Here is a 14,915-nt window from a genome sequence, read left to right on the forward strand (position 1 = left end):
CCCCCAGTATGGGGCCGACCCCCGCGGACCCGCAACGGACCGACCCGGTCAGGTGGGCGAGGGGCCCGACGGGCGCGTCGGGCCCTCGCCGGGCTCCGCCCCCGGTTCGGGGCCGCCGCCGTGCCGGTCGCAGGCGTCCCGATACTCGTCCGGGACCGGCGGCGTTCCCGACGGCACCCCCCGGCGGTAGGCCGCCCGGATCAGCAGGTGCGACGACACCGGCGCCGTCATCGCGATGAACAGCACGGCCAGGCAGGCCTTGGTGATCACGTCCACCCGGGGCACCGCCACCGCCACGCCGACCAGCAGGAAGGCCAGGCCGAAGGTGGTCGTCTTCGTCGGCGGGTGGATCCGGTGGTAGAAGTCGGGCAGCCGCGCCAGCCCCAGCGCCCCCAGGAACATGAAGGCCGACCCCAGCACCACGGCCACGATGATCACCGCGTCGCTCACTCGCCGAGCCTCCCCTCTAGGAACGCCGTCAACGCGATCGTGCCCAGGAACCCCAGCAGCGTCACCACCAGCACGACGTCCAGGAACGCCCCGCTCCGGATCAGGATCGAGTCCAGCAGGATCGCCCCCACCACGTTCAGGGCCGCCGCGTCGAAGGCCAGCACCCGGTCGAACGCCGAGGGGCCCCGGACGATCCGGTACAGGCAGCACGCCAGGCCGAGTCCCACCACCCCCAGCGCCCCGAGGACGACCACCTCCATCAGCCCACCCCCGATCCGCGATGCGACCGCCGCTCTCCTCGGACCGCGACGATCCGGTCGGCGAACTCCCGGAGCCCGGCCCTCAGTCCCTCCGGGTCCCCGGCATAGATGCTGTGGACGTACAGGGTCGACGCGTCCCGCTCCACGTCGACGGAGATGGTCCCCGGCGTCAGCGAGATCATCGCCGCCAGGAGCACCACCTCCCCCGGCCTCAGGTCCGGCACGTCGAGGGCCAGCAGCGCCGGCCGGAAGTCGGGCCGGGGCCGGAGCACGTCCCGGGACAGTTGCAGGTTCGCCTTGGTCAGCTCGACGAGGAAGAACCCGAGCAGCCGGACGGCCGCGATCGAGCCCCGGGCGAGCCGGGCAGGATTCGGGAACGAGACCGACCGACGGCTGCCGACCTCCCGGCCGTCCTGGGCGATCGTCCACCGGGCGAAGCCCGACACCAGCAACCCGACCGCCAGGCCCGTCAGCGCCGAGGCCAGGGTCAGCCGACCGAACAGGAGCATCCAGACCAGCGACAGGAAGACGCCCCACATGACGACGCTCATGGCGACACCCCCGCGACCGCCGACGGCCCCGCTTCGGCGCCCAGGACCGCGTCCTCGTAGGTGGAGCGGTCCAGGAGCTGCACCGCGGCCCGGTCGCAGCGGCCGACCAGCGGCACCACGGCCAGTCCGAGCACGACCGTCAACGCCCCCAGGCCGATCGAACCGGCCAGCGGCCCGGCCTCCCGGCCGAGGTCCGGCCGGGCCTGCCCCCCCGGCTCCCCCCAGTAGACCGCGTTCCAGACCCGGAGCAGCGCGGCCAGCGTCAGCAGGCTGGCGGCCACGGCCACGCCGGTCGCCAGCCAGGCCCCCTCCCGGAAGCCGGCGACGATGATCAGCAGCTTCCCCCAGAACCCGCTCAGCGGCGGCATCCCGATCAGCGCCAATGCCGGGACCAGGAACGCCGCCGAGGCCCAGCGGTGCGACAGACCCAGCCCCCGGGCCGCCCCCAGCCTCCCGGTCCCGCCGACCCGCTCGGCGATCCCCCCGGCCAGGAAGATCGCGGCCATGGCGAGCCCGTCGTGGACGATCAGGTAGAGTCCCCCCGCCACGCCGAGCGTCGACCCCAATCCCAGGCCGAGGGTCAGGTAGCCCACCTGGCCGACGTGCAGGAACGCCAGCACCCCCCGGATCGTCGGCCTGCCGAGGGCCCCGATCCCTCCCACCACCATCGTCAGGGCCGAGACGGCGACCAGGATCGACCGCAGGTCGTCCGCCTCGGGACCTCCCAGGATTGGCAGGGTCCGGAACAGGGCGTAGGCGCCGACCTCGGTCATCAGCCCGGCGAACAGGGCACTGATCGGGATCGGGGCCTCGGGATACGAGTCGGGCAGCCAGAAGAACAACGGCACCAGGGCCGCCTTGGTCGCGAAGACGGCCAGCACGACCGCGACCCCGCCCCGGAAAGCGGGGGGCAGGCCGCCCCGGGAGACGACCTCCGAGAGTTCCGCCAGGTTCACCGTACCCGCCGAGGCGTAGACCACCCCGATCCCCGCCAGCATCAGCAGCCCGGCGACGAAATTGATGATCACGTAGGGAAATGCCCGTTCGAACTGCCTCGGCCTCGCCCCCAGGGCGATCTGGACGTACGAGGCCATCAGGAAGACCTCGAAGAAGACGAACAGGTTGAACAGGTCCCCCGTGACGAAACACCCGTTCACCCCGGCCATCAGGAAGAAGTGCAGGGCCTCGATCGAGTCCGACTCCCGGGGGCCCCGAATCGTCCCCGGCCCGGCCAGCAGGACGCCCAGGCCGACCGAGGCGGCCAGCAGAAGCATGATCGACGCCGTCGCGTCGACGATCCAGACGATCCCGAGCCGGGCCGACCAGCCCCCCAGCTCCAGGACCAGGATCTCCTCGTTCCAGGCCGACCGCCAGGCCATCCGCCCGGCCAACGCCAGCAGGGCCGCCCCGACGGCGAGGGCGATCGACCGCTTCAACGCCGGGCGATCCCCCAGGGCGAGGAGCACGACCGAGGCGGCCAGGGGGAGCACGACGGGGACGCAGACGATGTTGTTCACGTCAGTCCGACTCCGATCTCTCGGCCCGGTCCGCCCCCGGCCCCCGGTCGGCGGCGGCCGTCAGGTAGATCAGGTACGCGGTGTTCGCCAGGCCGATCACGATCGCGGTCAGCACGAACGCCTGGGGCAGGGGGTCGGGGTAGGGGCCCGAGGCCTCCTCCCCGAGCAGGGCCGGAGACGCCCCCCCCGGCAGCCCCGAGGCCGCCAGCACGACGAGGTTGGTCGCGTTCGCCAGGGCCACGAACCCGAAGACCGCCTGCTGGCGGTCTCCCGAGAGCATCAGGTAGACCGATGCCGAGAACAGCACCCCCACGACCAGGGCGGACAGGCCGATCATGGCTGCTCCCCCTCCGCTCCGACCGGGTCGACGAACAGGGCGAGCACCGTCGCCGTCGAGCCCACCACCACCAGGAAGATGCCGAGGTCGAAGAGCTGGGCCGTCCCCAGCTTCACCGAGGTCCCCAGCACCGGCAGCCCGAACTCGCCGTGGGAATGGGAGAGGAACGGCCTCCCCCGGGCGATCGGCAGGCCGGCGGCCATCGCGATCGCCAGGCCGAGCCACAGTCCCGGCCGCAGCAGGCTCGCGTAGGTCCTCCGCGTCGGCCCGCCGCCGAAGGCGAGCGCCTGCAGGACGATCGTCGCCGCCATCACCAGCCCGGCGATGAACCCGCCGCCGGGGCGGTCGTGCCCGCGCAGCAGCAGGTAGAGGGCGAAGACCAGGGCCACGGGGAAGACCGCCCGGGCCACCCGCTCGAAGATGATCGAGTTCACGAGCCGCCCCCCTTCGGCACCCGGGCGGTCCGGTGGAGCACGACCACCCCCAGGGCGGCGATCGCCAGCACGGCCACCTCCCCCATCGTGTCCGCCCCCCGGATGTCGGTCAGGATGACGTTCACCACGTTCTGCCCGCCCCCCAGGGGGTCGGCCAGCAAGAGCTGGGCGTCCCCGGAGGTCCCGGCCGCCCGGTGCGAGGCCGCCGACCACGTGAGCGACGCCATCACCAGCCCGATCCCGATCGACGCCGCCCCGTGGAGCAGCACCTTCGGCCACGGCCGACGGCCCGACCGGCGCGCGGGCAGGTGCCGGAGGATCAGGAGCAGCAGGATCAGGCTGATCGAGTCGGTCAGGATCTGCGTCAGGGCCAGGTCCGGCGCCCGGAAGAGCACGAAGATGCCGATCACGCCGAAGCCGACGACCGAGAGCAGGATCACCTTCGCCAGCCTCGACGGCATCACCACCAGCAGCAGGCCCCCCGCCACCGCGACCGCCCCGAAGGCCGCCCCCATGCCCAGGTCCGGCCCCCAGGGCCCGGCCAGGTCGGCCATCGTCGTTCCGTCCCGGAGCAGTTCGGCGGCAGACAGGGCGACGACCGCCAGCAGGATGATCGACAGGTATCTCGGGTATCCCCCCGCCTGTACCGCGTCGGCGAACCGCCTCGCCCCGGCGGTCGAGGCCCCGGCCAGCCATTCGGCGGCCGACTGCGGCCCGGGGAGGCTCGGGACCCGCCTCGACCACTCCCAGCCCAGGAACAGCACCGCCCCGGCGCCGTACGCGACCAGGCTCATCCAGAGCTTCGGATCGACGTGGTGCCAGACCGCCGGGCTCCCCGGCCAGTCGTGCCCCGGCGAGACGACCCGGGAGAGCAGCCAGTGCGGCACGATCCCGCCGACGACCTGCACCACCAGCAAGATCCCCGGCACGATCAGCAGCCACCTGGAGAGTTGCTCGGGGGGGCGGCCCTCCACCTCCTCCCGCCGTTCCCCGCCGAGGAAGACCCGGACGAACACCTTCAGCGAGTACCCCACCATCAAGGCGCTGCCGAGGGCCACCGCCGCGATCGTCGGGGTGATCCGGTCGAATTCCCCGCCGAGGGCGATCCCGTAGAACTCCTCCTTGCTGACGAACCCGAGGGTCAGCGGCAGGCCCGCCATCGCCGCCGTCCCCAGGGCGAACAGCCCCGCCGCCGCCCGGCTCCGCCTCAACACCCGCTTCGAGCCGAGCCGGACCAGGTCCCTCGTCCCCGCCGCCTCGTCGAGCCAGCCGACCAGGAAGAACAGCGCCGCCTTGTAGGTCGCATGGTTGAAGATATGAAGCAGTTCGCCCGCCGACGACCCCTGCCTCCCGGCAAAGCCATAGAAGGCCACGATCAGCCCGAGGAAGCCGCTCGTGCTGTAGGCGAGCAGCTCCTTCAGGTCGGTCGCCCGCAACGCGAGCCAGCCGGTGATCACGTAGGTCGTCAGGCCGACGGCCACCAGGGTGGGCGTCCAGAGGTCCGAAGCCCCGAAGATCGGCAGGAGCCGACCGATGAGCAGGATCCCCGCCTTGACCATCGCCGCCGAGTGCAGGAAGGCGCTGACCGGCGTCGGCGCCGCCATCGCCCCCGGCAGCCAGAAATGCAGGGGGAACTGGGCCGACTTGGAGAACGCCCCGACCAGCATCAGCACCAGGGCCGCCCGGAGCATCGGGTCGGCGACGATCGCGTCGGCCCGGCCCGCGAGTTCGGAGAGGTCGAACGTCCCCGCCCGGGCGCCGACCAGGCCGATGCCCGCCAGCAGGGCCAGCCCGCCGAGCCCGGTGACGAGGAACGCCTGGATCGCCCCCCGCCTCGACTCGGCCCGATCCGTGTCCATGCCGATGAGCAGGAACGACGAGACGGTCGTCAGCTCCCAGAAGACGAACAGGAGGACCAGCGAATCGGACAACGCCAGGCCGAGCATCGCCCCGAGGAACGCGAGCAAGGCGGCCCAGAACAGGCCGGAGGACCTCTCGCCGAAGTATCCCCGGGCGTACTGGATCGTCCCCAGGCCGACTCCGGCGGTCAGCAGGACGAAGAAGACGCCGAGCCGGTCGACCCTCAGATCCAGCGAGAACAGCCCCGGCAGCCCGGGCATCGGGACGATGGTCGTCGTCGAGCCGTCCATGACCCTCGGCCAGAGGGGGGCGGCCATCGCCAGCACGGCGATCGGGGCCAGCAGCGCCAGCCTGCCGGCCCATCGGCCCGGCAGGGTCACCGAGACGGCGGCCAGCGCGAACGGGACCCCGATGATCGCGATCAAGAGCCCCGACATGACCACCTATCTTCCTCGGTCGGGAGGGACGCCTCGCGGAGGCGGGGAGTCCGCAAACCCGATGCCGGGTCCCCGGGGTCCTGAGTCATCCCGGGGCGCCGCTCATCCCCCACCGGCTCCCGGGGCGTCTTCCCGGCCGGGCCGGCCGTCCGGGCGGGGGGCGGTCAGCACGTCGACGATCGTCGGCCGTCCGAGGCGGTCGGCGAAGGTGCCGTGGCATTCGACGACCTGCGAGGCGTACTCCGGGTGCTCCTCCCGGAGCAGCCGGTGCAGGGGGCCGAGCCGGTCTTGGGGGATCGTCGGGAACAGGTGGTGCGTGACGTGGTAGCCCTGGCCGTAGACGAACACCGCCCAGGTGGTGAAGGGGTCGCAGCGGAAGACCCGGGAGTTGGTCAGCCGTCCCTCATCGGCGTTGGAATGCTGATACACGTCGCGCAGATACATAAAATACATGAACGTCGTCGACATCGGCACGAACCAGAGGAGCATCGCGTAGACCGCCGACCTCCCCCCCGTCGCCGGCAGCAGCAGGCCGAGCAGGACGATCACCGCCGTGTAATAGGAGAGCCGGAGGGCGCCGGCCGTCCTCGGCCCGTAGGGGTGCCGGATCGGGGGGCGGGCGAAGGCCCGGACGGGCAGACACCTCGTCGCCAGCAGGACGGCGACCAGGCCGGCCGCCCCGGCGACAACCAGCCAGGCCATCGACCCGACCAGGTAGGAGCCCCAGAGGACCGCCTCCAGCCCCGAGACGTAGGCCAACCCCAGGCTCGTCGCCGGGAGGAGCCTGGGCCCGGCCTCGCCTTGCCGCTCGGCGTAGACGTTCCGGCCGATCCCCAGCACGTTGACGGCGATGTAGGCCCACTGGTAGCGCAGGAACGAACGCGGGGAGGACAGCGGCGCCAGGTAGATCGCCACCAGCAGCTTCCTCCTCGACATCGGGAACTCACCCGATCGCTTCCCGGGCCCCAGGTTCACCAGGTCCGGGTCCCGGCCCGGGTCGTTGGTGTACTGGTGGTGGGCCAGGTGGAAGGCGCGGTAGGAGTGGATCGTCGAGAGCAGCGGGAACATGCAGAGCAGGTCGGCCGCGAGGTCGTTGGCGACCTTGTCCCGCAGCAGGCAGGAGTGCGACGCCTCGTGCCCGAGCCCGGCCAGGCGGTGCTGGATCGCCCCCACCAGCACGATCGCCGAGGCGAACACCGGAACGTTCCAGGCCCAGGCCAGCCCCCAGCCGGCCCGCCCCTCGGCGAACACGACCGCGCCGGCGATCACGGCGGCGAGGCAGGCGTATTCGATCGCCAGGTAGCCCAGGCCCCTCAGGGAGTCGACCCGGCGGAGGTCCCGGATTCGCCGCCGGAGCCCGGGGGCGTTGAAGGCCGGCCTCGGGGTCGTCGAGGCCATTCCGTCCATCCTCACGCGATCGCTCCTCCGTCCCATCCCATCCCGTCCCATCTCGTTTCATCCCGGCCGGCGGCCGGGGACCGGTTGCCCGGCGGGGGCCTGTCACGCGAAATCAGTGCCGGACGCCCGTCACCGAGGGCGGCCCCATCCGACGTCCCCGTCGAGAGCCGAAGTCGGGAGGCGCACGGGCCGTCGCCGGGCCGGGGCGGGGATCCGGCATTGACGGTCACGGCGCTCTCGGGCAGAGTGGGCCGGCGAGTCGGGGACCGCGCCGATGGAGGCCGGTTGCGCCGTCCCGCCGGGAGGCAAGGATGCTGACCCTGTCCCGTCCGCAACGCCAGGTGCTGTTCACGCTGGGGATCGTCGCCGCGACGATGGCCCCGACCGCGATCGTCGCCGTCACGGCCTGGCAGGTCAACCGGCCCGGCCACCGGCACGACGTGGAGGCCTCGCTCGGCCGCCAGCTCGGCCTGAAGGTCACGCTCGACGGGGTCCGCTACCCCCGGCCCGGGGAGGTCGTCTACACCGGGCTCGCCCTCTGGCAGCATGAGCCGAGGCGGGAGACCCATTTCGTCAAGGTCGCCCAGGCCGGGCTCCTGAAGATCGCCCGGGAGGGCCGCCGCCTCGTCCTCCGGGCCGAGGGGCTGGCGGTGGCCGCCGAGGGGCCGAGGCAGGCGATGGAGCAGGTCGGCGGGCTGCTCAGCCGGGCCGCGGCCGACGAGTCGTGGGAGCGCGTCGACCTCTCGGCCGACTCCTGCACGCTGGACCTCGGCGACGGCCTGTCCTACGACCTGGCCGACCTCGGCGGCTCGTTCCTGATCGAGGGCGGCTCCCCGACCGTCACGGCGAGCTACCAGTTCGCCTCGACCGAGGGGGCGTCCACCCGCTGCGAGCTGAAGCTCGTCCGGGACCGCAGCGGGGAGGAGCCGACGACCGCCCTGACCTTCCAGACCGCCGGCGACGGCCTGCCGCTGCCGGCCCGGGTGCTCGACCCGCTCTTCGCCTCCGAGGAGTGGGTCGGCCCGTCGGCCCGGGTGATGGGGAAGCTGGAGCTCTCCCGGGTCGGCGCCGGTGACTGGCGGGCGACGTTCTCGGGAGAGCTGATCGACGTGGACCTGGGCACGCTCGTCGGCCGCCGGGTGCCGGAGCACCGGCTCGACGGGCCGGCCCGGCTGGTGGTCGAGTCGGCCGAGTGGGGCCCCCGGCCGGGGGCGCCGGGCCCGGGATGGCTGTCGGCCTCGGGGGAACTCCGGGCGGGTCCGGGTGCCGTCAGCCCGGGGCTGCTCCGGGCGCTCCAGTCGGAGATGCACTTCCTGCTGGCCGACGCGTTCCGGATCCGGGCGGTCTCCACCGGGAACGAGCCGGCGGTCGCCTTCCGGGACCTCGGATTCCGGTTCGCCATCGAGCCCGACGGCTCGGTCTACCTCGACGGCGCCCTGGGAGACGCCTACGAGCCCGGCGTCGTGATGACCGAGCCCGACGGCCTGGATCCGATCGCCTTCGCCCCCGCCGAGGGGTCCAACCTGATCGGCCTCCGCCGCACCCTCGCCCCCTCCGACCCCGTCCTCGTCCCGGCCGACCCGGAGCTGGACTTCCTCGACTTCCTCCCCCAGGGCGGCGTCCCCCGCTCGGACGTGATCCGGGCTAACTGATCGGGCGGCCGACACCGGGGCGATGAATCGACCTCGACCGAAGGCGGGCCGACCGCTGGCCGATGGCAGATCACGTCACGTCCCCGGGGTGCCGACGTCGCGAGACCGGCGAACCGTCGGGACCACCCTCGGGCTTATGCCGCTCGGCATCCGGCCCCCGGACCCCTCAACTACTTCCCCGACCCGAACCCCGGTCCGACCCCCGACGACCGGATCGGAGGCGACGATGACCGACGACGCACCGCCCCGGCACGACGACATGACGGCCCCCGAGGCCCCATCGGGGCCATTCCGGAGGGTGGCGTGGGTCGCCTCGATCGGCGCCGTCCTGGCGGTGCTCGCGCTGGCGGGCTGGTTCCGGTTGAGCAGCCTGGGGGCGATCCCGGTCCACCTGGCGGACGAGTCGTATTACGGCCTGCAGTCGTCCCGGATGGCCCGGGGCGAGTCGTTCCGGATGCACACGACCTCGGGGAACCTCGTCGACCCGTTCCTGCTGCTCCCCCAGGCGGCCCTGCACCTGGCCTTCGAGCCGTCGACCTGGGTCATGCGGCTTCCGGTCGCGCTGTCGGGCCTGGCGGCGGTGGGGATGCTGTTCCTCGCCGCCCGGCGGCTCGACCGGGGGACGGCGACCCTGGCCGCCGTCCTCCTGGCGACGACGCCCAAGGCGATCATGTTCTCGAGGATCGGTTGCGAGTTCGGCCAGACGCCGCTGGTCGGTGCCGTCGCGGCCTGGTTCGCGCTGCGGGGCAGGGGGGTCGGCCTGGTGCTCACGCTGCTGGCGGGGCAGCTGGTGCACCCGACCAACGTGCTGCTGGTGCCGATCCTCGTGCCGGTGTTCCTCGTCCGCTTCCGGGGCCGGTTCGCCGACGACCCGGGTGGCCTCCGCCGGGCGTTCCGACGCTGGTCGATCGCCGCGGGGGTGGCGGTGCTCGGGGTGGCGGTCGCCCTGCTCCGCAGGCCCTTCCTGAGGCAGATGCTCCGGGCCCGGTTCGAGGGCTGGTCGTGGTCGGATGCGCCGATTTACCTCGATTTGGCCGCGCTGTTCCCCTTCCACGGCACCCTCCTCGGGCTGGACGCCGATCGGCATGGGAGGCTTGTCTGGGCGGTGGCGCTGGCGGTCCTGCTGCCCGGCGTCATCCGGCTGGCGATCGGGAGGCGGTGGGACCGGCTGGCGATCGTCGCCGGGGCCACCCTGGGCCTGGCGTCGCTCTACGTCCTCGGCGGGGCGACCGTCCTCGGCCCGACCGACCGCTACGGGACCGTGCTGCTCGTGCCGGGGGCGCTGGCCTCGGGATGCCTGATCATGGCCCTGCTCCCCGGCCGTCGATCCGCCCCGGCCCCGGCCCCGGCCGTCGACCGGCCCCGGCCTCCCGTCGCCCCCAACCTGCTGGCGGCGGCGATCGGCGGGGGCCTGCTGGTCGTCTCCTACGCCAATGTCGTCTCCCCGGTCGCCAACGCCCCGGAGTCGATCTGGACCTTCCGTGACGAAGCCCGGGATCCCTACCGCCGGGCGATCGAGGTCATCGAGGCGGACATGGCCGGGTCGGACTCGGGGGCCCCGGCCGGTCGCCCCCGGCTGATCATCGCCCAGGATTACTTCGTCTCGACCCCCCTGAGCTACCTGGCCGGGGGCCGGGGCGATTTGGTGGTGGCCGAGCTGATCACGATCCCCGAGCTGGGAGAGCTCGTCGTCGGCCGGGACCCGCTGGCCGCCGAGCGCCCCCGGCTGGCCGATCGGCTGGCCGAGGGGGACTACGCCGTCAGCGGGCACAGCATCTTCCCGCAACTCATGGCGTTCATCGGCGAGGTCGCCCGGGACGGCTTCCCCGCCGACCGGGTCCGGCACTGGCCGGTCTCCGGGCCGCTGAACCTCGCCGTCTACCGGGTCGCCCCCCCGGCCCGGGCCGTCGCCCGGGACGGGCCGGACGCCCGTCGCCGCTGATCCGGCCTCCCCCCGCCGCTGATCCGGCCTCCCCCCGCCTCCCCTCCGGCCGGGCTCGCCCGCCGGGACCCCGGCCCTCCGGGCTCGGGTTCCGCACCACCCTCGGCAGTCCCCCCGCGGCCCCGACCGGGCTGAGCCCCCGGACGGCCGGCCGCCGAGAAGTGCAACCACCGGATCAGGAACACCCGCCGGCCGATTTTTTTCCCACCCGGGGCGGAATATTCCCGTCCCAAGCCGGGCGGTTCCGTGCTCAGTGGGGTGGGGACCGAGGGCTGGTGAGTCGCGAACTCCCCCAGGTCGCTTCTGAGCGTAGTCACGTCGTTTTTTCGCGAATCCCAGGCCGGTGAAAATAAGCAGCAATAGGTTCCAATAGAATTTTAGGTCGGTATGAATAGACGGTCATAACTGGATCTTAGGCCGATGTGAGTCGACACTCTTCCTAATAACTAGGCAGGTCTTTGGGACGATGAGTGTTGCGGTCTAGCGGGAGACGGCCTGATCGAGTGGGGGCCTTCGACCGGTCGGCACGAGACAGCCCTGGTCAGTCATCCGAATCGGGGTGACTGGCCAGGGCTGGTGTCGTCCGGTCGGATGGGCCGGTCACCCGGACGGGTCGGACTCGGGGGCCGATCGCCAGAGGCGGACCGACCCGTCGTGGCAGCTGGAGACGAGGGTGCGGCCGTCGGGGGAGAAGGCCAGGGCATTGACCTGCTGCTGATGCCCCTCCAGGGTCAGCACCTCCTGGCCGGCGACCGGGTCCCAGACGCGGATGGTCCGGGAGACCCCGGCGGCGGCCAGCGCCCGGCCGTCGGGGCTGAACGCCAGGGCGAGGATCTCCCCCTCGTCCCCCCGGAGCACGTCGGATCGCGTCCAGGTTTCCGTGTCGAGCAAGTGGACCGCCCCCGCCTCGTCGGCCACGGCGAGCAGGCGGCCGTCGGGGCTGAACTCCAGGGTCGTGTAGGCGTCGGAGCGGTCGAGCACGACCCGGCCGGTCCGGGTCTCCAGGTCCCAGAGCCGGACCACCCCGCCGTTGTCGCAGGAGGCCAGGGATCGGCCGTCGGGGCCGAAGGCGACCCGACGCACGGTCTCGCCGGAGCCGGACAGGACCATCAGCCGACGACGGGACCCGACGTCCCAGACCTGGATCGTCCGGTCCGAGCCGGAGGAGGCGAGCAGGCACCCGTCGGGGCTGAAGGCGACCGTCCGGACCTTGTCCGCGTGGCCGACCAGATCGGCGACCAGGTCGCCCGTCCCCGGGTCCCAGAGCCGGAGATTCTCCCCCGCCTCCAGGCCGGCCGAGGCCAGCAGGCCCCCGCAGGGGCTGAAGGCCAGGGCGCAGACCGTCCCCCAGCCGTGGGCGTCCCATCCCCGGACCAGCCGGCCGGTGGCCACGTCCCAGAGCTTCAAGGTCGACGGATCGTCGGGGGTGTCCGACCCGGTGGCGAGCAGGAGGCCGTCGGGGCTGAAGGCGACCCCCCACGCCTCGTCCAGGTGCCCGGCGGGCTGGGGGGGGACGGCCGGCGGGTCGAGCTTCCAGCGCCGGAGGTCCTGGCCGGTGGCGATGATCACGCTCCGGCCGTCGGGCGAGAAGGCCAGGTCGCTGACCGCGCGATCCCCGTCGGGATAGGTCGCCAGCACCGAGCCGACCCGGCTGCACCGGATCGTCGTCGGTTCGAGGTAGCCGGTCGTGTTCCAGAAGCTCAGGGCCAGCAGGAGGCCGTCGGGGGAGAGGGCGACCCGGGCGACGGTGCCCCGGACCCGGCGGTCCGCCGCCCGGAGGACCAGCGGCTCCCCCCCCGACCGCCGGAGCACGGTGACCGCCCCGTCCTGGTCGACCAGCGCGGCCGCCGCGCCGCAGGCGGAAACGACGGGCCTCGTCAGCGGGGTGGCGGCGGTCGCCCGGGAGAGGATCGCCCCGGTCGTCGCACACCGGAGGCTGAACTCGCCCCGGTCGTCGCACACGGCCAGGGTCCCGCCGTCGAGCGAGACCGACACCGCGATCGGCCGACCGGGGGGGGCGGGGAGGGCCCGGATCGGGCGGCCGTCCCTCGGGTCGAGCAGGGCGAGGCGCCCGGGGGCGGCCTCCACCACGAGGCCCCCGAGCGCGATGCATGCGTCCTCGGCGACTGGGATCGTCGCCACCGGGACGGGACGTTCGGGTTCGACGACCGACCAGACCCGGAGGAACTTCCCCCCCCCGACGGCCGCCCAGGCCCCGGCGAACAGGTCGGCCGCGGGGAAGCCGAACCCGAGGGGCGGCCCCTCGGCCTCGTCGGGGGCGAACCGGCAGAGGAACCGCCCGGTGAGGCCGTCCCACATCGCCAGGCCGAGCCGACGATCGACGCCCGTCCCGTCGGTCTCGTTCGAGGCCACCAACCGGCCGTCGGGGGAGAACACCGGGTAGGTCGCGCCCCGGATCGCGCCGGTCAGCTCGATCGGGGCGTCCGGGTCCTCGGGTCGGTGGAGGATCAGCGTCTCCCCCTTCCCGACCGAGGCGACCGCGCCCTCTCGGGGATCGACGGCCAGCTGGATCACCCGCCGACGGTGCCCGCGGAGGGCGTCGATCTCGCGGCCGGCCTGGAGCCGGAGGTAGTCCCGGACGAAGCCGCCGGCGCCGGGCCCGTCCTGGAGGTGTCGGAGGTCGTCGAGGATGTCCATGGCCCGCTCGACTTCCCCCCGGTTCAACGCGTCGTCGGCCTGCTTCAGCCGGGCGGCGCCGAAGCGGCGGTCGGCGATCTCCCGCTGGTGCGTCTCCCGGGAGGCGATCCGTTCCAGCTCCAGGCGGTGGGAGGAGAGGACGGCGTCCCGGGCGACCAGGACGCCGAAGGCCAGCGTCGCCAGGGTGGCCAGCAGGGCAAGGCCCGAGGCCCGGAGCGGCCGCCGTCGGGCCCAGAGGCGGAGGTGCTCCGAGGCCGAGGCCGGCCGGGCCGAGATCGGCTCGCCGGCGAGCCAGCGGCGGAGGTCGGCCGCCAGGGCCGAGGCCGATTCGTACCGCCGCGCCGGCTCCTTCCTCAGGCAGGTCAGGCAGATCGTCTCCAGGTCCCGGGGCAGGCCGGGGCGGAGCAGCCGGGGGGGGACCGGCTCCTCGGAGAGGACCAGGGCGATGGTCTCCATCTGGCACTCGCCCCGGAACGGCGGCCGGCCGGTGAGGATCTCGTAGAGGATGGCCCCCAGGCCGTAGACGTCGGCCGCCGGGCCGACCTCCCGGTGCCTGCCGGCGGCCTGCTCGGGGCTCATGTACGAGGGGGAGCCCATCGGCACGCCGCTCCTGGACTCCTCGCCGGCCTCCCGGATCAGCTTGGCCAGGCCGAAGTCGGCCAGCCGGGGGGTGGGCAGCCCGGGGTTCACCCCGCCGCCGTCGACCCCCTGGAGCAGCACGTTCCCGGGCTTCAGGTCGCGGTGCAGGACCCCCCGGTCGTGGGCATGCTGCACCGCCTCGGCCATCTCGGCCGTCAACGCGGCCGCGTCCCCCGGGGGGAGGGGATCGATCCGCTGCCGGAGCCAGGCGGAGAGGGTCGGGCCGTCGACGAAGGCGGCCGCCAGGAAGCAGAGCGGCCCGTCCTCGCCGGCCTCGAAGACCGGCACGATGTTGGGGTGCTCGAGGGCGCCCGCGGCCCGGGCCTCCCGGAGGAACCGGCGACGGAGTTCGGGCAGGGCGAGGCCCTCGACCTTCGGCACCTTCAGGGCGACCACCCGCCGGAGCAGCGGGTCGAAGGCCCGGTAGACGATGCCGAAGCCGCCCCGGCCGCGTTCCTCCAGCAACTCGAACCGGCCGATCCGACGCGGCCCCCCCTCGCCGCGGTCCCTCGGGCGGGGCCAGGTGCCGATCGCCTGCCTCAGGCACTCCCCGAGCTCGAGGAGCAGGGCGGTCGACTCCCCGTCCGGGCCGGCCGGCCCTGCGCCCAGGGGGCCGATCGTGCCGGCCCGGTCGAGCGACTTCAGCAGGGAGACCAGCCCGTGGAGGTCCCGCGGAGGCGACTCGTCGCCGATCGGCGAGGTCGGCAGGGACGAGGACCAGTCCGGGGCGGGCTCGGAATCCAGGTCCGTATCGGTGTCGTCTCGGGACATGGTCCGGAT

11 protein-coding genes are annotated in these 14,915 nt (G+C 73.4%); 2 read left to right on the forward strand and 9 right to left on the reverse strand.

The window, feature by feature from the left end:
* Window positions 1-48: 48 nt before the first annotated feature.
* The 8 genes from mnhG to ElP_RS18300 form a co-directional block, all read right to left on the reverse strand.
* Window positions 49-450 carry a monovalent cation/H(+) antiporter subunit G gene (gene mnhG, locus ElP_RS18265; protein ID WP_145271695.1) on the reverse strand — a complete coding sequence of 134 codons (402 nt, stop codon included), beginning with the start codon at window positions 448-450 and terminating at the stop codon, window positions 49-51.
* The gene (locus tag ElP_RS18270) at window positions 447-710 is read right to left on the reverse strand and encodes a monovalent cation/H+ antiporter complex subunit F (RefSeq protein WP_145271697.1); all 264 of its coding nucleotides are present in this window, start codon (window positions 708-710) and stop codon (window positions 447-449) included. Before ElP_RS18270 ends, mnhG begins: the two co-directional genes overlap by 4 nt.
* Window positions 710-1,261 (reverse strand): Na+/H+ antiporter subunit E, encoded by a 552-nt coding sequence (locus ElP_RS18275; protein WP_145271700.1) that lies wholly within the window; start codon window positions 1,259-1,261, stop codon window positions 710-712. Before ElP_RS18275 ends, ElP_RS18270 begins: the two co-directional genes overlap by 1 nt.
* The gene (locus ElP_RS18280; RefSeq protein WP_145271702.1) at window positions 1,258-2,778 is read right to left on the reverse strand and encodes a complex I subunit 5 family protein; all 1,521 of its coding nucleotides are present in this window, start codon (window positions 2,776-2,778) and stop codon (window positions 1,258-1,260) included. Before ElP_RS18280 ends, ElP_RS18275 begins: the two co-directional genes overlap by 4 nt.
* A gap of 1 nt (window position 2,779) precedes the next feature.
* On the reverse strand, window positions 2,780-3,115 hold the full coding sequence (locus ElP_RS18285) for a sodium:proton antiporter (RefSeq protein WP_145271704.1): 336 nt from the start codon (window positions 3,113-3,115) through the stop codon (window positions 2,780-2,782).
* The gene (locus tag ElP_RS18290; protein ID WP_145271706.1) at window positions 3,112-3,549 is read right to left on the reverse strand and encodes an MnhB domain-containing protein; all 438 of its coding nucleotides are present in this window, start codon (window positions 3,547-3,549) and stop codon (window positions 3,112-3,114) included. The genes ElP_RS18285 and ElP_RS18290 overlap by 4 nt, the downstream gene beginning before the upstream one ends.
* Window positions 3,546-5,846 carry a hydrogen gas-evolving membrane-bound hydrogenase subunit E gene (gene mbhE / locus ElP_RS18295; protein ID WP_145271708.1) on the reverse strand — a complete coding sequence of 767 codons (2,301 nt, stop codon included), beginning with the start codon at window positions 5,844-5,846 and terminating at the stop codon, window positions 3,546-3,548. Before mbhE ends, ElP_RS18290 begins: the two co-directional genes overlap by 4 nt.
* A 102-nt stretch (window positions 5,847-5,948) precedes the next feature.
* Complete coding sequence (locus ElP_RS18300) at window positions 5,949-7,253, reverse strand: fatty acid desaturase family protein (protein ID WP_231749843.1); 1,305 nt, start codon at window positions 7,251-7,253, stop codon at window positions 5,949-5,951.
* Window positions 7,254-7,555: 302 nt separating this feature from the next.
* Here ElP_RS18300 and ElP_RS18305 point away from each other — a divergent pair, with 302 nt between their 5' ends.
* Window positions 7,556-8,896, forward strand: a complete 1,341-nt coding sequence (locus ElP_RS18305) for a hypothetical protein (RefSeq protein WP_145271713.1) — start codon at window positions 7,556-7,558, stop codon at window positions 8,894-8,896.
* A gap of 226 nt (window positions 8,897-9,122) precedes the next feature.
* Entirely contained in the window at window positions 9,123-10,838 is a 1,716-nt protein-coding gene (locus ElP_RS18310; RefSeq protein ID WP_145271715.1) for a glycosyltransferase family 39 protein, read from the forward strand.
* Window positions 10,839-11,438: 600 nt separating this feature from the next.
* On the opposite strand, the gene ElP_RS18315 is transcribed toward ElP_RS18310, so the two are convergent.
* Window positions 11,439-14,906, reverse strand: coding sequence for a WD40 repeat domain-containing serine/threonine protein kinase (locus ElP_RS18315; RefSeq protein WP_145271717.1), 3,468 nt, complete (start codon window positions 14,904-14,906; stop codon window positions 11,439-11,441).
* Window positions 14,907-14,915: the final 9 nt, after the last annotated feature.

This window comes from Tautonia plasticadhaerens (assembly GCF_007752535.1).
GTDB lineage: Bacteria > Planctomycetota > Planctomycetia > Isosphaerales > Isosphaeraceae > Tautonia > Tautonia plasticadhaerens.

Bases quoted from the DNA above. Each gene is read 5' to 3' on its own strand.
- ElP_RS18275 (WP_145271700.1), bottom strand. From the start codon at position 1,261: ATGAGCGTCGTCATGTGGGGCGTCTTCCTGTCGCTGGTCTGGATGCTC.
- ElP_RS18310 (WP_145271715.1), top strand. From the start codon at position 9,123: ATGACCGACGACGCACCGCCCCGGCACGACGACATGACGGCCCCCGAG.
- mbhE (WP_145271708.1), bottom strand. From the start codon at position 5,846: ATGTCGGGGCTCTTGATCGCGATCATCGGGGTCCCGTTCGCGCTGGCC.
- ElP_RS18270 (WP_145271697.1), bottom strand. From the start codon at position 710: ATGGAGGTGGTCGTCCTCGGGGCGCTGGGGGTGGTGGGACTCGGCCTG.
- ElP_RS18305 (WP_145271713.1), top strand. From the start codon at position 7,556: ATGCTGACCCTGTCCCGTCCGCAACGCCAGGTGCTGTTCACGCTGGGG.
- ElP_RS18285 (WP_145271704.1), bottom strand. From the start codon at position 3,115: ATGATCGGCCTGTCCGCCCTGGTCGTGGGGGTGCTGTTCTCGGCATCG.
- ElP_RS18315 (WP_145271717.1), bottom strand. From the start codon at position 14,906: ATGTCCCGAGACGACACCGATACGGACCTGGATTCCGAGCCCGCCCCG.
- ElP_RS18300 (WP_231749843.1), bottom strand. From the start codon at position 7,253: ATGGACGGAATGGCCTCGACGACCCCGAGGCCGGCCTTCAACGCCCCC.